Source organism: Burkholderia sp. AW49-1 (assembly GCF_053427845.1).
Genome location: NZ_JBSAXF010000009.1, coordinates 44,849 through 67,675, shown reverse-complemented (window position 1 = coordinate 67,675; position 22,827 = coordinate 44,849). Strand labels below are relative to the sequence as shown.

Genomic DNA, 22,827 nt, shown 5'->3' with positions numbered 1-22,827 from the left:
TTCCAGCCATGTAGTCCACGCGCGCAACGACTCGACCTGGAGGCGAATATGAGCACCACCCCATCGTCCGCCTCCGCGGATTCGACCACCGAAGCCACGGCCCAGTCACCTGCGCGCCAGTACATCGACGCGGTCCTCGAACAGTCCTTCCGACATCTGTTCGGGCCGACCGCCACTCCGGAGCAGCCGCGCAAGCACGGCGTCGTTTCGATCGCGAAACTGACGGCCGCGCTTGCCGAGTATCTTCCTCCGGAAGAAATCAAAGAGGTCAAGGCGGCGTTCCACTTCAGTGACGAAGCCCACCTCGGTCAATATCGCCAGAGCGGCGAACCCTACATTACTCACCCCGTCGCCGTCGCCGAAATCTGCGCCGGCTGGAAGCTCGACGCGCAAGCCGTGATGGCAGCGCTCCTGCACGACGTGATGGAAGACCAGGGTGTGACCAAGAGCGAGCTGGCCGAACGGTTCGGCCCGAAGGTCGCCGAACTGGTCGACGGCCTGTCGAAGCTCGACAAGATGGAGTTCCGCAGCCGCGAGGAAGCGCAGGCGGAAAATTTCCGCAAGATGCTGCTCGCGATGGCGCGCGACGTGCGGGTCATTCTCGTCAAGCTCGCCGACCGTCTGCACAACATGCGCACGCTCGGCGCGGTGCCGATGGAAAAGCGCCGCCGCGTCGCACGCGAGACGCTCGACATCTACGCGCCGATCGCGCACCGCCTCGGGTTGAACAACACGTATCGCGAGCTGCAGGACATGAGCTTTGCGAACTTCAACCCGCATCGCTACGCGACGCTCGAGAAGGCCGTGAAGGCTGCGCGCGGCAACCGCCGCGAAGTGATCAGCAAGATCCTCGAGGCCGCGCAGCGCGCGATGGGCGACGCGAAGCTCGACGCCGAAATCACCGGCCGCGAAAAGACGATCTACAGCATCTATCGCAAGATGCGCGACAAGCAGCTGTCGTTCTCGCAGGTGCTCGACGTATACGGCTTTCGCGTCGTCGTCGAGAATCCGCTCGACTGCTACACGTGCATCGGCGCGCTGCACGCGCTGTACAAGCCCGTGCCCGGCAAGTTCAAGGACTACATCGCGATCCCGAAGATCAACGGCTACCAGTCGCTGCACACGACGCTCGTCGGCCCGTTCGGCGCGCCCATCGAGTTCCAGGTGCGCACGCGCAAGATGCACGAGATCGCCGAGGCGGGCGTGGCCGCGCACTGGCTGTACAAGAACGGCGGCGCGGATCTGAACGACGTGCAGAAGCGCGCGCATCAGTGGCTGAAGTCGCTGCTCGACATCCAGAGCGAAGCCGGCGATTCGAGCGAATTCCTCGAGCACGTGAAGATCGACCTGTTCCCGGATGCGGTCTATGTGTTCACGCCGAAGTCGAAGATCATGGCGTTGCCGCGCGGTGCGACGGCGCTCGATTTCGCGTATTCGATCCACAGCGATCTGGGCAACCAGTGTGTGGCCGTGAAGATCAACAACGAGTTGCTGCCGCTGCGTACCGAGCTCAAGAGCGGCGACATCGTCGAGGTCATCACCGCACCGTATTCGAAGCCGAACCCCGCGTGGCTCGGCTTCGTGCGCACCGGCAAGGCACGTTCGGCGATTCGTCACTACCTGAAGACGATGCGGCTGAACGAGTCGGTGCAGCTCGGCGAGCGGCTCGTCGACCAGAGCTTGAAGGGTTACGGGCTCGCGCTCGCCGATGTCGCGCCGGAGGTGTGGGAGAAGCTCGTCCAGTGGACGGGCAACAAGAGCCGCCAGGAAATCTTCGCGGACATCGGCCTCGGCCGCCGCGTCGCCGCGGTGATGGCCAAGCGCATCGAGGTGCTGATGAGCGGCCGCGATGCGGACGACGATCTGCCGAAGTCCGAGCGGCATCCCGCGCACAATGCGCCGCCGGTCGTGATTACCGGCACCGAAGGGATGTCCGTGCAACTGTCGGCGTGCTGCCGGCCGATTCCGGGCGATGCGATCATGGGCTATATCGGCATCGGCCTCGGCATGGCGATTCATACGACCGATTGCCGGGTCGCGCAGCGCATTCATCGTCGCGATCCGGGCCGCTGGATCGACGTCGAGTGGGCGCCGCAGCCGGGTCGTTTGTTCGACGTCGCGGTGAAGGCGCTCGTGAAGAACACGAAGGGCATCTTCGCGCGCGTTGCGGCGGACATCACGTCGGCCGACGCGAACATCGTGCACATCGCGATGGACGAGGATCTGACGCACGAATCGACGGTGCTGCGGTTCGTGATCCAGGTCAGCGATCGCGTGCATCTCGCGAATGTGATGCGGCGCGTGCGGACCAATCCGGACGTGATGCGGATCATGCGCGAGCGCTCGACCGACGACAGCGTGCATGCGCGTCACGACGGCGGCATGCGCATCGAGCGCGAGCGGCAGGATTACTGACGCCGCGCGTTGGTTTGCGGCGGGATACGACGGCGGCCACGGGCCGCCGTTTTCGTTTGTGCCGCGGGTCGGGCGGTGTCGTGCAGCGGCAACCCGGCTCGAATCGAGAGGGCGGCTGATGAAGAGAAGAGGGGGCGGAAAAGAAAAAGGGCCTTCCCGGAGGAAGGCCCTTCTGAGGTGGCGCGGCTGGCAGGATTCGAACCCACGACCCCTTGGTTCGTAGCCAAGTACTCTATCCAACTGAGCTACAGCCGCACGCAAAGCGGTACTGCTTCAACTGTCGGAACCTTCTACGATGGGAAGGCCCCCAAAAAGGTGGCGCGGCTGGCAGGATTCGAACCCACGACCCCTTGGTTCGTAGCCAAGTACTCTATCCAACTGAGCTACAGCCGCACGCAACAACAAAACGCTACAACATCGAACTGAAAGGGCCTTCGGTTTGGAAGGCCCTCGAAAAAGGTGGCGCGGCTGGCAGGATTCGAACCCACGACCCCTTGGTTCGTAGCCAAGTACTCTATCCAACTGAGCTACAGCCGCACGCAGAAGCGGAAGTATAGCAGGGTTGTATAAAAAGGGAAGCCTTATTCGCAAAAAATGTCACCCGATCTTGGGCGGCCGCGTTCGTGTACCCTTGATGCATCAATCATCCATGTGTTGAATCTGCATCATGAACAAGGCGTTTGTCAAAGAGTCGGACGGCGACGACGACGATCTCGACCCGAGTCAACCCGCGATTCCGGCGGGCACGAAGAACTACATCACTCCGGCCGGCCACAAGCGGCTCAGGGACGAACTCCTGAACCTGATCGACGTCGAGCGTCCGGAGGTCGTGCGGCTGGTGTCGTGGGCCGCGTCGAACGGCGATCGGTCGGAGAACGGCGACTACATCTACGGCAAGCGGCGGTTGCGCGAGATCGACCGCCGGATCCGCTTCCTGACGAAGCGGCTCGATCTCGCCGAAGTCGTCGACGCGAGCCGGCAGGAGAATGTCGACCAGGTGTTCTTCGGCGCGACCGTCGATTACGCGACGCCGGACGGCGAGGATCACACCGTCACGATCGTCGGGATCGACGAGGTCGATCTCGATCGCGGTTGTGTCAGCTGGATCTCGCCGGTCGCGCGGGCCCTCATCAAGGCGAAGATCGGCGACACCGTCACGCTGATGACGCCGGCCGGTCCCCAGCCGATCGACGTGCTCGACGTTCGCTATCCGGCACCGGGCAGCGCGTGAGCAGCGAGCGGCGCATCCGCGCAGTGCCGCGCTGAAACGACGAGCGCCCCGGGGTGGGGCGCTTGTCATGATGCTCCTGGCAGAAGGGCCCGGACCGATTAACGTTGCTCAGAAGCGGTGGCGCATGCCGGCCGTGACCGCAATCTGCTTGTTCGTCGACGACGCGGTGCCGAGCCCGTTGATGTTCGCGCCGACCGCCAGGCCGTCCGCATTGACCCGCTGGTACTCGCCCTGCAGATACAGGTCGGTGCGCTTCGACAGCGCATAGTCGGCCTGCAGGTTGAACTGGTGCCAGCTCGGCGTCTGGCCGTCGAGGCGGCCGTCGGTGTACGTGTACGAGCCCGCGAGCGAGAACGCCGGTGTCAGCGCGTAGCGGCCGTTCACTTCGTAATTGTTGAAGCGCGTGCCGCCGGCGAGCGGGATGCCACCCGACACACCGGACTGCCCGGCGCTGATCCTGGCCGAATCGGTCAGGCGCGTCTGCGTGAACACGAAGCCGGCCGTCGCGGGCCCGAACGTGTAGTTGAGGCCCGCGCCCCAGGTGCGCTGACGGCTGGCGGCGAACGTCCAGTCGCCGGCCACCGCGCCGGGGTCGCTGGCTGCGAGCGACAGCGCGTTGATGTTGTTGTTGAGCTGCATGTACGCGGCCGCGACGTTGAAACCCATATAGCTGTACGACGCGCCCACGCTGTATGCGCGGTTGTTCGAGAAATCGCTGGAATTCGAGAAGCCGTACAGCGCGCCGAACTTCAGGCCGCCGTAATTGGCACTCTGATACTTGACCGAGTTGTTGATCCGGAACGAGTTGTTCAGGTTGTCGTTGTCGAACGGGTGCGCGAACTGCGTGCCGCCGTATTGGGTGCCGGTCAGCGACAGCGGGCCGAGGAAATCGACGACGCTGTCGTACTGGCGGCCGAGCGTGAGGGACCCGTAGCTCTCGTGCGCGAGGCCGACGAATGCCTGACGGCCGAATTCGCGGCCGTTCTGCTTGAGCGAACCGTTGTTGATGCCGAAGCCGTTTTCCAACGTGAAAATGGCTTTCAGTCCGCCACCGAGATCCTCGGTGCCGCGCAGGCCCCAGCGGCTGCCGTTGATCGAGCCGCTCGTCTCCTGCCACGCGCTGTGGCCACCCTGGTTGTTCGTATAAGTGATGCCGGCGTCGATCAGGCCGTACAGCGTGACGCTGCTTTGCGCATGGACGGCAGTGGCGCACACGCCGGTCAATGCGGCGACGATCAGGGGCTTTTTCATGATCTGTCTCCAAACAGGATGATGTCGATCGAACCTGCTGCGGGCATCGGCGGCGTCGCGGGTCGGCGACGCCGTGCGCGTGGAGCGCGGCACCCTCGTCGTAAATCCATTTGCAGTGTACGGATGGGGCCGGGTGCGGAAGAAAACTGCTTCCGGCAATACTGTATTTTGAATCCCGCAAGAATGAGTGTAGGCGCCGGAAGCCCCGGCCATCAAGACTTTGCGGCAGTGCAGAAGATTGAGTAAGTGCTCAGGACTACATAAAGGGTGTCGTGGACGTTGCGCGATCGCGACAGGCAATCAATGGCGAGCGGAAGTAGACCTAGCGCGATTATTGACACATCGGCAATAGAGGTTTGTGTGGAGCATGGATAATGAAAGGATGTTCTCTCGCTATACTGCGATCTCTGCTTTCCGAAGCAGACTTTTTCGTTGACGGAAAAGATCTCCAAACCTTTGTCGGCGCGACTTCCCAGTCGCGCTTTTTTTTGCCCGCTTCCCGGATCCCTACTGCGTATACGAGCGTCGCTTGCGCTTGCCCGTCGGCTGAGTGTCGTCGGCTTCGGTCTGCAGTGGCGTGTACGTCCAGTCTTCCATCACATAGTGACGGGCGTCCAGCGGCGACGCCAGCAGGTTCTGCCAATGATCGCCATGCCAGGTCGGATCGAACTCGGTGTCGCACGGCGTGTCACGGGACTCGGCCAACGCGCGGGACTTGCGGCGTACGCGTGCGAGCCGGCTCGCGAAGCGTTTGATTCCGTCCAGCCACATGACCTTCTCCTTCCTTTGCCTTGCACCAGCATCGCAACGTCACTCGTTCTTGGCAATCCGGAATAAACCCGAGGATTTTACCGATCCGATTTGTCCCCGGTAGATTTTCCACGAGCTGGATTATGAGTGATTCGATCCCGGTAATATTGACAGGTTTTTGATGCGGATCAATTAATAAAGGATGATCGTGTACCGATTCCAGTGCTATTGACGTTTTTTTGATAAAGAAGGCGCCAAAAATTCCCTTGACGCACCCGGATTGTCCAATTTATAAAGTCAGCACTCCGTCCCCGGGCGGAGCGCTGGGGGTGAGTGTCGGCGCGCCGTTGCGGGATTTCGGGAAGCGGCTATAAACAGTAGCTTTTTTGATCTAAACGAGTGGGGAACGAAGGTATGGATACCGGTATCGTAAAATGGTTTAACGATGCTAAAGGTTTTGGCTTTATTACGTCCGACAATGGCGGCGAAGATTTGTTTGCACACTTTTCCGAAATCCGCATGGACGGCTTCAAGACGCTGAAGGAAAATCAGCGCGTTTCCTTCGACGTGAAAGTCGGTCCGAAAGGCAAGCAGGCAGCGAATATCCAGGCGGTCTGACGCGCCACGCATTGCCGATCACGTCCGGCCCCCGCATCGCGGGGGCTTTTTGCTTTTTGGGGCACGAAAACCCGAGACCGGTGAATCGAATCCGCTTCGGACTGGTCGCGAACACGCCCGCCGGTGCATACTTCACGGAAGCATCGTTTCTCCCGCCTTTTATGTCCGATTTCAGCCCGTCAGATCCCGCCTGCGAACAGCCGCTCGTCTTCGTCGACCTCGAAACCACCGGTGGTTCGTCCGCCGAGCACCGCATCACTGAAATCGGCGTGGTCGAAATCGGCCCGCTGGGCATATCGACATGGACGACGTTGGTCAACCCGGGGCAATCGATTCCGCCGTTCATCCAGCAACTGACGGGCATTTCCGATGAGATGGTGCGCGACGCGCCGTCGTTCGCGTCGCTTGCGCACGCGCTGTTCGAGCGGCTCGACGGCAAACTGTTCGTCGCGCACAACGCGAGCTTCGACCGGGGTTTCTTGCGGGCCGAATTCGAGCGCGCCGGCCTCGCATTCAATCCGGACGTACTGTGCACGGTGCGGCTGTCGCGCGCGCTGTTTCCGCGGGAGGCGCGACACGGACTCGATGCGCTGATCGAACGCCACGGTCTCGTCCCCGCCGCCCGCCACCGGGCGCTCGCGGATGCCGATCTCCTTTGGCAGTTCTGGCGGCAATTGCACGAGATCGTGCCACTCGAGCGTCTGCGCGACCAGATTGCGCGCACGACGCGCCACTTCCGTCTCGCGGGCGGCATGACCGAAGCGTGGCTCGATACCGCGCCGGCCGGATGCGGCGCGTACGCGCTGTTCGGGGAGGGCGACGAAGCACTGTACGTCGGCCGCAGCGTGCGCGTGCGGCAGCGCTTGCGTGCGCTGCTGACCGGCGAGAGGCGCTCGTCGAAGGAAATGCGGATTGCGCAGCAGGTGCGGCGTGTCGAATGGCGGGAGACCGGCAACGAACTCGGCGCGATGCTCGCGGAAGCGCAGTGGATCGCTCGCCTGCGTCCGTCATATAACCGGCGTCCCGCGGCCGAAAGTGGCCGTGCCGGCAATGCGCCCTGGCCGTTCGATGGCCCGGTCGCGTTCGAGGCGAGCGGCGAGCGCCGCCTGTTTCACGTGATCGACGGCTGGCGCTACCTCGGTGCGGCCGAATCGCTCGATGCGGCCGCGCGGCTCGTGGCCGACGGCGCGGACGGTGCGTTCGAACCGCATACCCATCGCCTGCTGCAGACGCATCTCGCGCGCGGCCTGCAACTGATTCCGCTAGCGGCGCTCACGCCTGCCGACTGAACACGTCCGTGCTGCCGCGCGCAATGGCCGTGCGCCGTCAGCCGATCGCACTGGCGCCGCCGGCGGAGCAGACGTGCGACAGCGCGATGCCGAGCGCCTGCGTCTGGGTGCGGTCGTAGCGGGTCAGTGTCTTCCAGTTCGCGATGCTGCGTGCGAGCCGCGCCTGGCAGTCGGGTGCGTCGCGCAGCGGTGCGATTTGCGCGAGGCCGGCCAGCATCTTTTGCGTGATCTGATCGAGCGCCGGCCGTGTGCTGGTCGCGAGGTCGGGCGGGGAGCCTTCCGGCGGCCGCGTCGCGCGCCACGTTGCAAAGAGCGCGTTCTGCACGTCCTTGCTCGCGGCGATCTGATCCTCGAAGAACGTGCGCGCGAACGCCGGATCCACGCCGGACTGTGCGGCGCGCTTCTCGACCGATGCGAGCAGTGCCGCTTCGCGCGGCTGGTCCTCGATCGCCTTGTGATTCGCCCATTTCCATCGCGCGACGGGTTCGGCAAGGGCGAGCCGCTGCGATGCGAGTGCGACGAGATTGGTGAGCGCGGTGTCATCGCCGTCCGCGCGTGCGATGTGCGGTGACGAAAAAAAGGCGACGCCGAGCGCGGCGACAGCGACGCTGGCACGAATGACTTGTTTCATCGGAACGATCGGGATAACCGGGCGGGCCGGAGGTGGAAAACCAGAAGGATAGACGAAGACCGTCGCGCGGCGGAACGACGCGACAGAAGAATCAGCGGACGCGCTGATCCGGCACCGTCAGGCCGTTGCAGCCCGGGTGCGAAGCGATCTGCGCCGAAAACGCAGCGATGAACCGCACGATATCGATCGACACGTGGCGGTTACAGAACGGAACGTAGGTTCACTTCGGCGAGTACAGCTTGTGCTGCTCGTCGAAGAATGCCCGGACATACTCGGGCAACTCGGCGAGGAATTCCACGCCGACGGGTTCCGGATCCGGGCTCATCACTTGCTCGGGCGGGGGCATGCGGGTTGGTCTTTCGTCCATGGTCGTTTCTCCAGCAGGTTCAATGATTATCAACCTCGCGCTCGGATTTGTGCCAGAGCCGAATCGTTAGATTTTGTCTCTGTTGTATTAACGGCACATGCGCTGCTGCGCTCCGTGCGATGCCGACTATTGCACCTCGCACGTCGGCAACGATCGGGCCGCTTGTTATACTTGCGCGCACTTTTTTCCCGGACCGCGATGAAACGAACGACGCGATGGATCGGCCTCGTATGGCTGGCGCTCGTACTGAACGTACTGTCGCCCGTCGTCGGCTACGCGCGTCTCGCATCGAACGGTTCCGGCGAGCTCACGCTCGAATTGTGCAGTGCGGCAGGTGCGCGCCAGATCGTCCTCGCGCAGTCGGGCGACGACCGCGGCACATCGTCGTTCGACCATGCCGGCGTGCCGCACTGCGTGTACTGTCCCGGCTTCGCGGCGAACGTGGCGCTCGGCACGAGCCTGCCTGCGTTGCCGGGCTTCGTGCGCACGTTCGCGTACCGGGCGGCCGCGCCCGCCATTCCCGTTTTTCCCCGCAAGGGCATCCGTCTCGCGCAGCCGCGCGGTCCGCCTGAAAACATCGCGATCTGATTGATATCGTCCGCGCGCCCCGATGGCGCGCGTGCCGCCCGCGGCCCGGTCCGCGCGCCGCGCCGTGTGCGCGCGGCGCGTCGGCTCGCGCCCGGCGGCGTCCGGTCACGTTTTCAGGAATTCATCCATGTCGTTCACCTTCGCCGCGCGGTCCTCGCGCGGCCGGCTCGCGCTCGCCTGCGCGGCCGTTTTTGCCTGGCCTGCCGCGCAGGCGGCCACGATCGATCGCGTATCCGCCGAGCCGGTGCCCGGCGGTCCGGGCGACCCGGCCGGCCGTGCCGCACCGGTTGCCGCGCCCGCGCCGACGGGCGACACGCTGACCGCCGTCAACGTCACCGCCCGGCGGCAACCCGTCGATCCCGATACGCCGGCCGTCGTCGAGTCGATCACGCGTGAGCAGATCGACGCGCACACCAACGTCACCACCGAGGACGCGCTGAAGTACGCCCCCAACCTGATGGTTCGCAAGCGCTACATCGGCGACCGCAACAGCGTGTTCGCCGGCCGCGACTTCAACGAACTGCAGAGCGCGCGCGGGCTCGTCTACGCCGACGGCCTGCTGCTGTCGAACCTGCTGGGGTCCAGCTATGCGTATCCGCCGCGCTGGTCGCTGATCGCGCCCGACGATATCGCGCGCGTCGACGTGCTGTATGGTCCCTTTTCCGCGCTGTATCCGGGCAATGCGATCGGCTCGACCGTGCTGCTGACGACGCGGCGCCCCGACGCACTCGAGGCGTCGCTGTCGACGCAGTTCTTCACGCAGCGCTATCACGACGGCTACGGCTTCGCGGACAGCTTCGGCGGCAATCACCAGACCGCGCGGATCGCGAACCGCATCGGCAAGTTCTGGTTTTCGCTGTCGCTCGACCGGCTGGAGAGCGACGGCCAGCCGATGCAGTATGCGAGCCCCAATTCAGCCTACAACCCGAAGCTCGGCGCCGCCGTACCCGTAACGGGGGCGGCTGCTGACATCGGGCCGAACGGCAAGCCGCGCACGATCGTCGGCGCGCAGACCATCGAGCGGACCGAGCAGCTCAACGGGACGGTGCGGACGGGCTACGCGTTCACGGACCGCGTCGACGCGACGCTGACGCTCGGGCACTGGGAAAACCATTACCGGCAGCACGGCGAAACCTTCCTGCGCGATGCGGCGGGCAATCCCGTCTACGGCGGCAACGTGTCGATCGGCGGCCGGAACATGACCATCGCGCCGAGCGCGTTCGCGCCGCAGCGCGGCGACCAGGAGAACTGGCTGTACGCGCTCGGCCTGAACGGCAGGCTCGATTCGGGCTGGCGGCTGTCGGGCGTGGTGTCGGCGTACGACGTATCGCGTGACGTGCTGCGCGCGGCGTCGACGGTGCAGGGCGGGGCGGGCACGCTGTTCCAGGGCGACGGCACGGGCTGGCGCACGTTTGACCTGAAGGCCGAGGCGCCGGAAGTGAAGGGCCACGCATTCACGTTCGGCTATCACTACGACAACTATTTCCTGCGCAACGTCACGTACAACACGGCCGACTGGCCGGCCGGGCCGACTACGTCGCTCGCGAGCGTCTACCGGGGCGACACGCGCACGCAGGCGCTGTTCGCACAGGACGCGTGGCGTTTCGCGCCCGGCTGGCTCGCGACCCTCGGCCTGCGCTACGAGCGCTGGGACGCATACGGCGGCGTGCTCGGCAACGCCAACGGCATGCTCGGCTACGCGGACCGCGGCGCGAATGCGCTGTCGCCGAAAGTCGCGCTGCAATGGGACGCGACGGACGTCTGGCGCTTCCGGCTGTCGTTCGCGACCGGCACGCGCTTTCCGACGGTCGGCGAACTGTTCCAGGGCGCGATCTCGAACAACGCGATCGTCAACAACAACCCGAACCTGCGCCCGGAAAAGGCGATCGACTGGGATTTCACGGCCGAGCGCGACGTGGGTGTCGGCGTCGTGCGCGCGAGCGTGTTCCAGAGCGACCTGCGCGATTCGATCTACAGCCAGACGACGGTGTCGGGCGCATCGACCGTCACCAACATCTCGAACGTCGATCGTGTGCGCGTACGCGGCGTCGAACTCGCATTCAGCGGTCAGAACGTCGGGCTGCGCGGGCTCGACATCGACGCGAACGTGTCGGCGAGCAATGCGCAGATTCTGGCCGACGCCGCGAATCCGGCTTACGTCGGTTCGCGCTTTCCGCGCATCCCGCGCATGCGCGCGAACCTGCTCGCGTCGTACCGCTTCGACGAGCACTGGCTCGCGAGCGCCGGCGTCCGCTACTCGGGCCGCCAGTTCAATACGCTCGACAACGGCGACGTGAATCCGGACGTGTACGGCGGCACGAGCATCTTCACGGTCGTCGACCTGAAGGCGCGCTACCGGTTCGACCGTCACTGGACCGCGTCGCTCGGCATCGACAACCTGACCGACCGCCGCTATTACGTGTTCCACCCGTATCCGGGCCGCACTTTCTTCGGAGAACTGAAATGGTCGCTGTGAAATCGTTCGCGGCAGGCTGCGCGATGTGGCTCGCGGCGCTGTCGCCCGCACGCGCGCACGACGCGCCGAACGCCGTCGATCCGCATGCGGCGCACATGAACATGCAGGCCGCGCCGGCGCAGCAGAAGCAGCCGCTCGCGACCGGCGCCGCATTCGACGCGCGGCACCGGCTGTGGGTCGCATGGGTCGAAGGCGCGCACGTCGTCGTCGCGCGCTCGGACGACGCGGGCCGCACGCTGTCCGCACGCACGACCGTCAACGCGATGCCCGAGCCGATCTACACGAGTGCGGAAAATCGCCCGAAGATCGCGACGAGCCCGGACGGTCGCGCGGTGTACGTGTCGTGGTCGATGCCGCTCGATGCGCCGTACACCGGCATGGTGCGCTTCTCGCGTTCGCTCGACGGCGGCGCGACCTGGAGCGTGCCCGTCACCGTGCATCGCGACCGGCAGGCGATCACGCACCGCTTCGACATGATGGCGGTCGATCCGGCCGGCAACATTGCGATCGCGTGGATCGACAAGCGCGATCTCGTCGCGGCGAAGGCGGCGGGGCGGACGTACGACGGCGCGGCAGTCTACTTCGCCGTGTCGCGCGACGGCGGCGCGTCGTTCGAGCCCGAGCGCAAGGTCACCGATCACACATGCGAATGCTGTCGCATCGCGATGGCGATCGGTCCGGCCGGACATATCGAGGCCGTGTGGCGCAACGTGTTCCCGGGGCAGGTCCGCGACCATGCGCTCGCGGTGCTGCCCGTGTCGGCGTCGGCGCCCGTCGTGCCGGTTCGCGCGACGTTCTCGAACTGGCACGTCGAGGCGTGCCCCGAGCACGGGCCCGCGCTCGCGATCACGCCGGACGGCACCCGCCACATTGCGTGGTTCGGCGTCGTCGACGGTCGCGCCGACGTGTTCTACTCGCGCATCGACGTCGATGGCCGGCCGCTCGGCACGCCTTGGACGTTCGGCGCGAATCCGGCGGTGCCGGCCGAGCAGGCATCGCATGCGGCGCTCGTCGCGCGCGGCGATGTCGTCTGGCTCGCATGGAAGGCGTTCGACGGCGACACGATGCAGATCAAGCTGCGCCGCTCGGACGATCGCGGCGAGCACTGGTCGGTGCCGCGCGTGATCGCGACGACGTCGGGTGCGAGCGACAACCCGCAACTGCTCGACGATGCCGGACGCATCTACCTGTCGTGGCGTACGCGTCACGACGGCTATCGGCTGATTTCCGTGGAGGGAGCGCAATGAAACGACTGATGGTTTCGATCGGCGCCGTGCTTGCGAGCCTGTCCGCGTGGGCCGGTGAACTGCAGCCGCTGCACGCGGCCGAGGTCGCGAAGTTGTACGCGACGGCGCCCGAACGGCCGCTCGCGGTCGAGATCTGGTCGCTCGATTGCGGCTACTGCCGCGAGAACGCCGCGCATCTGGTCGCGTGGGGGCGGCGGCATCCGGACGTGCGGCTCGCGATGGTCTCGATGGACGCGTACGACGAGAACGGTGCGGCAATCGCACACGCGCTCGCGCAAATGAACCTGCCGCCGCAGGTCGCGCAGTATGCGAATGCGGAGCCGATGCCCGAGCGCCTGCGGGCGGCACTCGATGCGAGGTGGCGGGGAGAAATGCCGCGTACCGTGTGGATCGGACGCGATGGCGCACGCGAGGCGCGCAGCGGATTGCTGACGACCGACGTGCTCGACGGCTGGTTGCAAGGCGGCAAGCGTCGGTGAAAGCGGAAGGTGGCGCGCGGGCGATGCCGCGCGCCGCTTCGATGCAGATACGAAACGAAAGCGCGCCCGCAGGCGCGCGAGAAGATCGTCAGGCCGCGCGCCTGAACAGCCGGATCACGAACAGCAGAATCACGGCGCCGATGACCGCGACGATCACCGAACCGATGAAGCCGCTGCCGAGGCTGATGCCGAGCACCCCGGCCAGCCAGCCGCCGATCACCGCGCCGACGATACCGACGATGATGTCGACGATCAGGCCGAACCCGCCGCCCTTGACGAGCAGGCCAGCCAGCCAGCCGGCGATCGCGCCGATGATGAGCCACATAATCAAGCCATGAGTCATGGTGATCCTCTCCTTGTGTTGAGTCGAAATGACCGGACGTCGGCTGTTTCTCCGCAAGCTGCGTGAAGGCGGCATGCGACCCGCCGCGCCGCCCACGCAATGTAACGCGATAGACGGGTCGGAATCGTTAAGTAATGTTATGCACCCTTAACGGGTTTTTCCAGGGGATTCGTCTGTCTACGCAATGAATCTGTAAGGAAGGGGCGCCATGTGTCATCGTCCTTGCGTCGGCGTCGATGCGTCGGTGTCGGGCAGGCCGTCACCGGCGTCGGCAATCAGGCGGGTGACGGTCGCCGCGTCGCCGATCGCCTCGATCGCCAGCAGCGCGAAGCGCGCGAGAAAGAGCGATGCATCGGTTTCGCCGATGCGAGTCATCGTGCGGCACAGGTCGGTGTAAAGGATGTCGCGTTCGGTGTCCGTCATCATGCGTTCTCCTGAAGATCGGCTGACATGTGCGGGTGCAGCGCGCGTTCGAGTGCGGCGCTCAGGTCGGTGACGCGCGCATCGTGCCAGCGGCCGAGCACATGTCCGTCCGGACGCACGAGATAGACGGTGCCGTCGCGCGCGCCGTACAGGTCGAACAGCCGGCCGTCGGCATCGTAGCCGCCGCATCGCTGATGTTGCGGTGCCGCGTGTCGCGCGAGCGTGACCAGCGCGAACGGGATGCCGGCGTCGTGCAGGCGTCGCTCGAGATCGGCGAACGACTGATCGGGCGCACCGTCGCGTGTGAAGCGGAACGCGGTGAAGCACGAGCCGACGAGATCGGTCAGGTAGCCGCGACGCGCGCCGTTGTCGTTGCAGATGTCGCTCGACGTGTGCAGCATCAGCGGACATTCGGCGAGCACCGTGCCGGGCGGCGGCCCAGCCGAGAACGAATCGCGTTCGTCCGCATTCAGCGGCGACGCCGTGTAGGCGATGGCCGAAGTCTGGCGCGGATTGATCAGCGAACGCAACGCCGGATGCCGGACCGCGAGCGTCAGCACGGCCTTGCGCATCAGCTCGAACGCGAACGACGGCGGCGCCATGAACTCGGTGCTCTTGGTGCCGTAGCGCAGGTTCTCGTGCGTCGCGAACACGCGCTCGTCCGAATAGCTGTCGAGCAGCGCGTCCGACGCGAGGCCGCGAATCACGTACGCCAGTTTCCACGCGACATTGTCCGCGTCGTCGATGCCCGAGTTCGCGCCGCGCACGCCGAAGATCGGCACGAGGTGCGCGGCGTCGCCACAGAACAGCACGCGGCCGTGCCGGTAGCGTTCGAGCGTCAGCGCGTTCGCCTTGTAGATCGTGATCCAGATCGGCGACCAGTCGCCGCGCTCGCCCATCATGTCGAGCAGGCTCTGTACGCGCGGGATCACGTTCTCGGGTTTGACGGCCGCTTCGGGATCCTCATCGTCGCGCAGCTGGTAGTCGATCCGCCACACGTTGTCGGGCTGCTTGTGGACGAGCACCGTCGAGCCCGGATTCGACGCCGGGTCGAAGTAGGCGAGCCGCTCGGTCGGCCGATCGCTGTCGAGCGCGATGTCGACGATCACGTAACGGCCTTCGTAGCTGGTGCCGTGCAGCGACAGGCCGAGCGCATCGCGCATCGTGCTGCGCCCGCCGTCGCTCGCGACGACCCAGTCGGCATCGAGTGCGTACCCGCCGAGCGGCGTATCGACGTCGAGACGCACGCCGTCCGGACGCCGCGTGACGCCGGCGACCTTCGTCTGCCAGCGGATTTCGACGAGTTCGGGGCGGCGCAGCGCGGCATCGAGCAGGAACTGCTCGATGTGATACTGCGCGAGGTTCACCATCGGCGGCAGCTTCTGGTTTTCGTCCTCCGGCATCGTGAAATGCAGTACTTCGTCGTGACGATGGAAGCTGCGTCCGCCGCTCCACGGCAGTCCGACGCCAAGGAAACGATCGAGTGCGCCGAGCCGCTCGATGATCTCGAGGCTGCGTCGCGAGATGCAGATTGCGCGGCTGCCGTGACAGACCGAATCGTCGGCTTCGAGCAGCACGCTGCGGATGCCGTGATTGGCGAGACCGAGCGCGACCGCAAGGCCCACCGGCCCGCCACCGACGATCGCGACGCGGTGCCGCTGCATGTCGACACCGTCGCTGCAGGCCGGCAGGTGAGCGGGATGGCGCGCGGCGACGAACGGATATGGCTTGAATTCAATGCCCATCGTTGGCTTCCAGGTTGCACTGTTTGAATGCGCACGCTCGACGACGCGATGCGTGCGGCAGGCTGGATGCAGTATGGAAGCCGGACCGAACATCGCTGTCCCCATTCCGGGTACAGCGTACGGCTGGCAGCGGGCCGGGATTTACCCCGACGCGTTCAGGCTCGGCGAGCGCGGTTCAGGGTTGCAGGCACAGCGCGAACAGCTGGCGCTGGCTCGAGATACCGAGGCGCCGGTACGCGCGCTTCTGATAGGTGACGACGCTGGAGGCCTTGATGCCGATCGTCTCGCCGATCTCCTGCGCGGTCTGGCCTTCGAGCACGCCGCGCAGCACGTCGAGTTCGCGCTTGGACAATGCCGGGCATGCGCCGCGCAGCCGCGCGAGCATCAGTTGCGGGATCCCGATCTGCGCCGCGCCGGCGAGCGCATAGTGGTGCTGCGCGGCCTGCGCGATCAGCGGCGCGAGCGTTTCGATGGCCGCGATTTCGCGCGGCTGGAACGCGCCGCTGCGATGCGCGCGATACAGATTGATCGACAGCCAGGTCGAGTCGTTTGGCTGCATCAGCAACGCGAGGCGATCGGACACGTCGGGACCGCGATAGCAGGCCGCGCGATATGCGTCGTGGCAGATCTCGTCGCCGGCCTGCTGATGCAGCAGCACGTCGCGGCGGTGCGTGCCGCGACCGGCGGCCGAGACGATCTTCTGGTTGCCGTCGAGCGTATAGAAATGTCGCGCGTAGGTGTCGGCGACGTCACGCAGGTAGCGGCCGCCGCGATGATCGGCGACCGAGACGGTGCGGGGCCGGTTGCCGAATTCGTACGCGAAGATCGTGCACTGCGTGACGGACAGCGCGTCGTCGAAGAGCTTCAGGATTTCCGCGGCGAACACATTCGGCTCGCTGCCGCCGATCGCGGTGACGAGGCCGGTTGCGCGGGACACGTCCAGTTGTCCGCCGAGGTTGGGTCGTTCGAGACGCCAGATGCGCATGATGCGGGGGGGAGGGGCGGGTGGTCCGGCGATTGTAATCGGCGGCGCGCGGCGCGGGAGTCGGGGGATGCCCGCAAGCGGAAATGACGGGGAGGGTGGCGTAGGACTCCGTTTATCGGAAACCGTGGCCGGGAAAGAGAAAAGGCCTGATAAGCGATGCTTATCAGGCCTTTATATCTTGGTGCCGGAGATAGGAGTCGAACCTACGACCTTCGCATTACGAATGCGCTGCTCTACCAACTGAGCTACACCGGCAGCAGAGAAATGAAATTATATGGTTAAATCCGAGATCTTGGCAATAGGTTTTGCGAATTTTTTTCAGCTTGCTGCGGCTGCTTCGCGAAACCATCGATCCGGCGGACTTCCCGCTTTCACTTCACTGCGATGCAGCCTGTCAGGGCCACATCGCGAAGGCGCGATTGTACTGGCGTCTCGCACCTCCGTCTAGTGCTGCAGTGCAAATTTATTTGCCTTCGCCTTCGTTGTGATAGCTGGTCACGCGCTCGACTTCGTTCTTCGAGCCGAGGAACACCGGCACGCGCTGGTGCAGGCCGGTCGGCTGCACTTCCATGATGCGCTGCGTGCCCGTCGTCGCGGCGCCGCCGGCCTGTTCGACGATGAACGACATCGGGTTCGCTTCGTACATCAGGCGCAGCTTGCCCGGACGATCGGGCGTGCGCTTGTCGGCCGGGTACATGAAGATGCCGCCGCGGTTCAGGATCCGGTGCACGTCGGCCACCATCGACGCGATCCAGCGCATGTTGAAGTTGTCGCCTCGCGGGCCTTCCTTGCCAGCGTTCAATTCGCTGACGTAGCGCTGGACCGGCTCATACCAGTGACGTGCGTTCGATGCGTTGATCGCGTATTCGCGCGTATCGGCCGGGATCTGCATGTTGCTTTGCGTGAGCACCCACGAGCCGACTTCGCGGTCGAGCGTGAAGCAGTTCACGCCGTTGCCGGTCGTCAGCACGAACACGGATTGCGGACCATACACCGCGTAGCCGGCCGCGACCTGCTCCGTGCCCGGTTGCAGGAACGATTCCTCGGTGGCCTGCTTGCCGTCCGGGCAGCGCAGCACCGAGAAGATCGTGCCGATCGACACGTTCACGTCGATGTTCGACGAGCCGTCGAGCGGATCGAACACGAGCAAATATTCGCCGCGCGGGTAGTTCGCGGGGATCGGGAAGAACGTTTCCATTTCTTCCGACGCCATCGCGGCGAGGTTGCCGCCCCATTCGTTCGCGTCGAGCAGGATTTCGTTCGACAGGATGTCGAGTTTCTTCTGCACTTCGCCCTGGACGTTCTCGCTGCCGGCGGTACCGAGTGCATCGCCGAGCGCGCCCTTCGACACGTTGTAGCTGATCGCCTTGCACGCGCGGGCGACGACTTCGATCAGCAGGCGGAGGTCGGCGGGGAGGTTGTTGGTCTCACGCTGCTGCTCGATCAGGAACTTGGACAGCGTGGTGCGGCGGGCAATGGACATGACAGACTCCGAAAGGCCAAAGAATCCTTGAATTGCCGCAATTTTACCCGGCGCGCCTCCCGAGCCGCCGCCTTTTTTCGTCCGGTTACATGGTCGATCGGCTGCCCCGGCCGGGTTCGGGCGTGCGCGGCGCGGCGGCTCGGCGCGAAAGCGGCGGTAAAACCGGGCGCCTGAACGCGTGGTCCCGCTCCGACCCCGCCAACCTTCAGACGACAAAAAAGCCGGCGCCGCGATGGGGCGGCGCCGGCTTCGTCGCACGAGCACGCGACGCGAATCGCGTGCGTGACGTTACGCGAGTGCCTTCTCGACGATCTCGCGCACGTCGCGCGATTTCGCGCCGGCGGCGACCTGCTCGAGCGCATCGCGCATCCGGTCGCGCAGCGCCGGCGTGAAGCGGCGCCACAGTTCGAGCGAGCGGGCGAGGCGCGCGGCGACCTGAGGGTTGATCGCGTCGAGCGCGAGCACCTGTTCGGCCCAGAACGCGTAGCCCGAGCCGTCCGCCGCGTGGAATTGCGCCGGGTTTGCCGCGCAGAAACTGAAGATCAGCGAGCGTGCGCGGTTCGGGTTCTTCAGATTGAACGCGGGGTGGGCCATCAGCTTGCGTACCTTCGCGAGCGTCGGCTGCGTGGACGTGCCGCGCTGCGCGGCCTGCATCGCGAACCACTTGTCGATCACGAGCGCTTCCTTCTCGAAGCGACGGTAGAAGTCGTCGAGCGCGCGTTCGGCCGCGTCGTTCGCGCCCGATGCCGCGGCGGACAGCAGCGCGCCGAGCGCGGCGGCACGATCGGTCATGTTGTTCGCCGCATCGTACTGCGCGGTCGCGATGCGCACGGCGTCGGCCGGATCCTCGAGTTCGGCGAGATACGCGAGCGCGAGGTTCTTCAGCGCACGGCGGCCGGATGCGTCGGGCGTCGGCTCATACGCGCCCGGTGTCTGATGCTGCTCGTACGCGGCGAGCCACTCGACGCGCAGCGCGGTCGCGAGCTGGCGGCGCACGAACTGGCGCGCGCGATGCACGGCGGCCGGATCGGCTTCCGCCATCTGGTCGGCCAGATAGGTTTCCGACGGCAGCGTCAACGCGAGTTCGCGGAACGCGGGCGACAGGTTTTCATCGGTCAGCACGCGGCGGAACGCGGCGACGAAGTTCTCGCCGAGCGTGAGCGGCTCGTTCGCGGCGGCGCGCGCGGCGAGCGTCAGCAGCGCGCGCGTCGCGAGGCGCTGGCCGGCTTCCCAGCGGTTGAACGGGTCGCTGTCGTGGGCGAGCAGGAAGGCGAGGTCGTCGTCGCTGTAGTCGTACTCGACGATCACCGGTGCCGAGAAATTGCGCAGCAGCGACGGCAGCGGCTGCTCCGGCACGTCGACGAACGTGAAGGTCTGTTCGGTATCGGTGAAGTCGAGCACGCGCGTCGTGCCCGACGCGGCCGTTTCGCCGTCGAGACGCAACGGCAGGTCGCGGCCGTCGCGGCCGATCAGGCCGATCGCGAACGGAATCAGCAGCGGCCCCTGCTGCGTCTCGCGCGCGGCCGGCGACGCATCGCCGTAGCCTTGCGCGAGCGTGACCGTGTAGCGGCGCGCGGCCGCGTCGTACGCGGTGCGCACCGACACGCGCGGCGTGCCGGCCTGGCTGTACCAGCGTTCGAATTGCGCGAGATCGCGTCCGTTTGCGTCGGCCATCGCATGACGGAAGTCGTCGCACGTCACGGCGTGACCGTCGTGGCGCTTGAAGTACAGGTCCATCCCGTTGCGGAAGCCGTCGCGGCCGAACAGCGTCTGGTACATCCGCACGACTTCCGAGCCTTTCTCGTAGACGGTCATCGTGTAGAAGTTGTTGATCTCGACGTAGCTTTCCGGACGCACCGGATGCGCCATCGGGCCCGCGTCCTCGGCGAACTGCAGCTGGCGCAGCACGCGCACGTCCTCGATGCGCTTGACCGCGCGGGCCGCGGAATCGACGTCGTCGCCCGCCGCCATGTCGGCCGAGAATTCCTGGTCGCGGAACACCGTCAGGCCTTCCTTCAGGCTCAGCTGGAACCAGTCGCGGCAGGTCACACGGTTGCCGGTCCAGTTGTGGAAGTACTCGTGGCCGACCACGGATTCGATGTTCGCGAAGTCGGTGTCGGTCGCGGTCTCGGGGTTCGCCAGAACGTACTTCGTGTTGAAGATGTTGAGCCCCTTGTTCTCCATCGCGCCCATGTTGAAGTCGCCCACGGCGACGATCATGAAGCGGTCGAGATCGAGCTCGAGGCCGAAGCGCTTCTCGTCCCAGCGGATCGAGTGAATCAGCGAATCCATCGCGTGACGGGTCTTGTCGAGGTCGGCCGGTTCGACCCAGACCTGCAGCAGCTTTTCCTTGCCGGAGCCGGACGTGATCTTCTCCTCGATCGCGACGAGCTTGCCCGCGACCAGCGCGAACAGATAGCTCGGCTTGCGGAACGGGTCTTCCCATTTCGCGAAGTGGCGGCCGTCGGGCAGCTCGCCCGAGTCGACGAGGTTGCCGTTCGACAGCAGCACCGGATACGCGGTCTTGTCGGCGCGCAGCGTGACGGTGTACGACGCCATCACGTCGGGGCGGTCGAGGAAGTAGGTGATGCGGCGAAAGCCCTCGGCTTCGCACTGCGTGAAGAAGTTGTCGCTCGACACGTACAGGCCGGACAGCGTCGTGTTCTGGTCCGGCGCGCACGCGCCGTCGAGCGTGAGCTCGAACGCGTCGGGCACGTTTTCGACGGTCAGCCCGTGTTCGTGCACGCGCACCGCGCCGTACGGCGCGCCGTCGAGGTGTGCACCGAGGAATTCGAGCGCTTCGCCCAGCAGCTCCAGGTGCGGCGTCGGCGCCGCGTCCGGATTGCGGCGCACGCGCATCGTATTCCTGACGATCGTGCGGGCCGGCGCGAGATCGAATTCGAGCGCGACGGAATCGATGAGGAAGGCCGGCGGCGTATAGTCGGCGCGGCGGATCACGGTGGAGGAGGCGTTGTCGGACATGGTCGTCGAGATCGGTGGAATGGGGATCGGGCCCGCGGCGCGGGCCGGGCGAACCGGGCCATTGTACAAAGGCTGGCGGCTGCGTGCCGGGCGAACTTTTTACCGGTTCCGGCTGTCCGCGTATTATCGGCATCCCGTGCGGTTCGCGCGGTGCGACGAACGGATGACGGATCGACGAGGATCGACATGAAACACGAATGGATTCAACGAAGTGCGGGCTGGGCGGCGGTGCTGTGCGTGGCGCTGCTGACGGGCTGCACGAGCTACGTGACGACGCAGGTCACGGCCTTCTCGGACTGGAGCGGCAGCGATGCGACACGCACCTACGCCTTCACGCGCACGGATGCGCAGAAGCACAGCATCGAGCAGTCGACCTACGAGCCGATCGTCGCGAACGAGCTGTCCGCGTATGCATTCAGGCAGGTGCCTGCCGCGCAGGCCCGCTATCTGGTCGGGCTGGCCTACGGGGTCGGCAGCGATCTGGTGACGGTGCCGCAGCCGGTTTACTACGACCCGTGGTTCATGGGGCCGGGGCCGTACTGGCGGGGCGGGCCGTGGGGCCCGTGGGGGCCCTGGGGGCCGATGCCGGCCGGCTACGTCGCGCAGACCTACCAGGTCTTCGACTACACGCTCGGCATCCGGATCACGGAGCGCGCGACCGGCAAGGAAGTCTACAACGTGACCGCGCGCACCACCGGCGACAACGGTGCGCTGCTGTATGCGATGCCGTTCCTCGCGCGCAGCGCGCTCGCCGATTTCCCGTTGGCGAACGGCGCGATCCGCACGGTGCGGTTGCCGGTCGACAAGCACGGCGGCCCGGCCGCGCCGGCCGCCAACGAGCGTGCGGTGCCGGCCGTGCCGGCATCGGGGGCGGCGGTCGCGAAGTAACGCGGGATCGACACCGGCGCGGCCGCCCGGCCGCGCCACGTGCCTGCGCGCGTCACGCCCCGACGCCCAGCAGCGCCAGCGCGCCGAGCACGACGAACAGCACGGCCGCGATGCCGTGCACCAGCTTCGTCGGCAAGCGGTGCGCGAAACGGTCGCCCAGCAGGATGGCGGGCACGTTCGCCAGCATCATCCCGAAAGTCGTGCCGGCCACCACGCCGATGTAATCCTGGAAGCGCGCGGCGAGCGCGACGGTCGCGATCTGCGTCTTGTCACCCATTTCCGCGAGGAAGAACGCGACGAGCGTCGCGCCGAACACGCCGAGCCGCGAGCGGTTGGCATTGGCTTCGTCCGCATCGAGCTTGTCCGGCACGAGGATCCACAGCCCCATCGCGATGAACGAGAACGCGAGCGCCCAGCGCATGATCGACGGCGTGACGAGCGCGCCGAGCCATTCACCCAACGCACCGGCGAAGCCGTGGTTCACGAGCGTTGCGACGAGCACGCCAAGAATGATCGGCACGGGCTTGCGATAGCGCGCGGCCAGCACGAGGGACAGCAGTTGGGTCTTGTCGCCGATTTCAGCGAGGGTGACGGCGCCGGTGGAGATCAGGAAGGCTTGGGACACGTATGGGGTTC

General features: G+C 65.7%; 20 protein-coding genes and 4 tRNA genes. 9 read left to right on the top strand and 15 right to left on the bottom strand.

Going from position 1 to position 22,827, the window contains the following annotated elements:
• The first annotated feature begins 48 nt into the window (after positions 1 to 48).
• Positions 49 to 2,415: a RelA/SpoT family protein gene (locus tag ACV22W_RS16095; protein WP_448020408.1), complete on the top strand. Its 2,367-nt coding sequence runs from the start codon at positions 49 to 51 to the stop codon at positions 2,413 to 2,415.
• Positions 2,416 to 2,593: 178 nt separating this feature from the next.
• On the opposite strand, the gene ACV22W_RS16090 is transcribed toward ACV22W_RS16095, so the two are convergent.
• From ACV22W_RS16090 to ACV22W_RS16080, 3 genes are all read right to left on the bottom strand, one after another.
• Positions 2,594 to 2,670 (bottom strand) — tRNA-Arg (locus ACV22W_RS16090).
• A 61-nt stretch (positions 2,671 to 2,731) separates the two neighbouring features.
• Positions 2,732 to 2,808, bottom strand: a tRNA-Arg gene (locus tag ACV22W_RS16085).
• Positions 2,809 to 2,875: 67 nt separating this feature from the next.
• Positions 2,876 to 2,952, bottom strand: a tRNA-Arg gene (locus tag ACV22W_RS16080).
• Between the two features lie 130 nt (positions 2,953 to 3,082).
• On the opposite strand from ACV22W_RS16080, the gene greB reads away from it, so the two are divergent.
• The gene (greB, locus tag ACV22W_RS16075; RefSeq protein ID WP_059530120.1) at positions 3,083 to 3,646 is read left to right on the top strand and encodes a transcription elongation factor GreB; all 564 of its coding nucleotides are present in this window, start codon (positions 3,083 to 3,085) and stop codon (positions 3,644 to 3,646) included.
• A gap of 108 nt (positions 3,647 to 3,754) precedes the next feature.
• Here the strand turns inward: greB and ACV22W_RS16070 are convergent, their stop codons facing one another.
• On the bottom strand, positions 3,755 to 4,897 hold the full coding sequence (locus ACV22W_RS16070; protein WP_448020406.1) for a porin: 1,143 nt from the start codon (positions 4,895 to 4,897) through the stop codon (positions 3,755 to 3,757).
• A gap of 507 nt (positions 4,898 to 5,404) precedes the next feature.
• On the bottom strand, positions 5,405 to 5,668 hold the full coding sequence (locus ACV22W_RS16065) for a hypothetical protein (protein WP_448020405.1): 264 nt from the start codon (positions 5,666 to 5,668) through the stop codon (positions 5,405 to 5,407).
• A 393-nt stretch (positions 5,669 to 6,061) separates the two neighbouring features.
• On the opposite strand from ACV22W_RS16065, the gene ACV22W_RS16060 reads away from it, so the two are divergent.
• Together ACV22W_RS16060 and ACV22W_RS16055 are read left to right on the top strand one after the other, a co-directional pair.
• Entirely contained in the window at positions 6,062 to 6,265 is a 204-nt protein-coding gene (locus ACV22W_RS16060; RefSeq protein ID WP_006476615.1) for a cold-shock protein, read from the top strand.
• Positions 6,266 to 6,426: 161 nt separating this feature from the next.
• Entirely contained in the window at positions 6,427 to 7,554 is a 1,128-nt protein-coding gene (locus tag ACV22W_RS16055; protein ID WP_448020617.1) for an exonuclease domain-containing protein, read from the top strand.
• Between the two features lie 37 nt (positions 7,555 to 7,591).
• On the opposite strand, the gene ACV22W_RS16050 is transcribed toward ACV22W_RS16055, so the two are convergent.
• Entirely contained in the window at positions 7,592 to 8,185 is a 594-nt protein-coding gene (locus tag ACV22W_RS16050; RefSeq protein WP_448020404.1) for a chorismate mutase, read from the bottom strand.
• Positions 8,186 to 8,405: 220 nt separating this feature from the next.
• Positions 8,406 to 8,552, bottom strand: a complete 147-nt coding sequence (locus tag ACV22W_RS16045; RefSeq protein ID WP_167359231.1) for a hypothetical protein — start codon at positions 8,550 to 8,552, stop codon at positions 8,406 to 8,408.
• A 198-nt stretch (positions 8,553 to 8,750) separates the two neighbouring features.
• Here ACV22W_RS16045 and ACV22W_RS16040 point away from each other — a divergent pair, with 198 nt between their 5' ends.
• From ACV22W_RS16040 to ACV22W_RS16025, 4 genes are all read left to right on the top strand, one after another.
• A complete protein-coding gene (locus ACV22W_RS16040; RefSeq protein ID WP_448020403.1) occupies positions 8,751 to 9,140 on the top strand; it encodes a DUF2946 domain-containing protein in 390 nt (129 codons plus the stop codon).
• A gap of 127 nt (positions 9,141 to 9,267) precedes the next feature.
• The gene (locus tag ACV22W_RS16035; RefSeq protein WP_448020402.1) at positions 9,268 to 11,616 is read left to right on the top strand and encodes a TonB-dependent receptor; all 2,349 of its coding nucleotides are present in this window, start codon (positions 9,268 to 9,270) and stop codon (positions 11,614 to 11,616) included.
• Positions 11,604 to 12,863, top strand: a complete 1,260-nt coding sequence (locus ACV22W_RS16030) for an exo-alpha-sialidase (RefSeq protein WP_448020400.1) — start codon at positions 11,604 to 11,606, stop codon at positions 12,861 to 12,863. Before ACV22W_RS16035 ends, ACV22W_RS16030 begins: the two co-directional genes overlap by 13 nt.
• Positions 12,860 to 13,342 carry a TlpA family protein disulfide reductase gene (locus tag ACV22W_RS16025; RefSeq protein ID WP_448020399.1) on the top strand — a complete coding sequence of 161 codons (483 nt, stop codon included), beginning with the start codon at positions 12,860 to 12,862 and terminating at the stop codon, positions 13,340 to 13,342. The genes ACV22W_RS16030 and ACV22W_RS16025 overlap by 4 nt, the downstream gene beginning before the upstream one ends.
• An 88-nt stretch (positions 13,343 to 13,430) precedes the next feature.
• On the opposite strand, the gene ACV22W_RS16020 is transcribed toward ACV22W_RS16025, so the two are convergent.
• From ACV22W_RS16020 to pepN, 7 genes are all read right to left on the bottom strand, one after another.
• Positions 13,431 to 13,685 carry a GlsB/YeaQ/YmgE family stress response membrane protein gene (locus ACV22W_RS16020; protein ID WP_059530096.1) on the bottom strand — a complete coding sequence of 85 codons (255 nt, stop codon included), beginning with the start codon at positions 13,683 to 13,685 and terminating at the stop codon, positions 13,431 to 13,433.
• A 213-nt stretch (positions 13,686 to 13,898) separates the two neighbouring features.
• A complete protein-coding gene (locus ACV22W_RS16015; protein WP_448020397.1) occupies positions 13,899 to 14,111 on the bottom strand; it encodes a hypothetical protein in 213 nt (70 codons plus the stop codon).
• Positions 14,108 to 15,853 carry an FAD-dependent oxidoreductase gene (locus ACV22W_RS16010; protein ID WP_448020396.1) on the bottom strand — a complete coding sequence of 582 codons (1,746 nt, stop codon included), beginning with the start codon at positions 15,851 to 15,853 and terminating at the stop codon, positions 14,108 to 14,110. The genes ACV22W_RS16015 and ACV22W_RS16010 overlap by 4 nt, the downstream gene beginning before the upstream one ends.
• A 175-nt stretch (positions 15,854 to 16,028) precedes the next feature.
• A complete protein-coding gene (locus tag ACV22W_RS16005; protein WP_448020395.1) occupies positions 16,029 to 16,838 on the bottom strand; it encodes a helix-turn-helix transcriptional regulator in 810 nt (269 codons plus the stop codon).
• A 179-nt stretch (positions 16,839 to 17,017) separates the two neighbouring features.
• A tRNA-Thr gene (locus tag ACV22W_RS16000) sits at positions 17,018 to 17,093 on the bottom strand.
• A 208-nt stretch (positions 17,094 to 17,301) separates the two neighbouring features.
• Positions 17,302 to 18,321, bottom strand: a complete 1,020-nt coding sequence (locus ACV22W_RS15995; protein ID WP_059530086.1) for a class 1 fructose-bisphosphatase — start codon at positions 18,319 to 18,321, stop codon at positions 17,302 to 17,304.
• Positions 18,322 to 18,609: 288 nt separating this feature from the next.
• Positions 18,610 to 21,303, bottom strand: coding sequence for an aminopeptidase N (pepN, locus tag ACV22W_RS15990; protein ID WP_448020393.1), 2,694 nt, complete (start codon positions 21,301 to 21,303; stop codon positions 18,610 to 18,612).
• Positions 21,304 to 21,489: 186 nt separating this feature from the next.
• On the opposite strand from pepN, the gene ACV22W_RS15985 reads away from it, so the two are divergent.
• A complete protein-coding gene (locus ACV22W_RS15985) occupies positions 21,490 to 22,191 on the top strand; it encodes a DUF4136 domain-containing protein (protein WP_448020391.1) in 702 nt (233 codons plus the stop codon).
• A 52-nt stretch (positions 22,192 to 22,243) separates the two neighbouring features.
• On the opposite strand, the gene ACV22W_RS15980 is transcribed toward ACV22W_RS15985, so the two are convergent.
• Positions 22,244 to 22,816 (bottom strand): TMEM165/GDT1 family protein, encoded by a 573-nt coding sequence (locus tag ACV22W_RS15980; RefSeq protein WP_448020389.1) that lies wholly within the window; start codon positions 22,814 to 22,816, stop codon positions 22,244 to 22,246.
• Positions 22,817 to 22,827 lie beyond the last annotated feature (11 nt).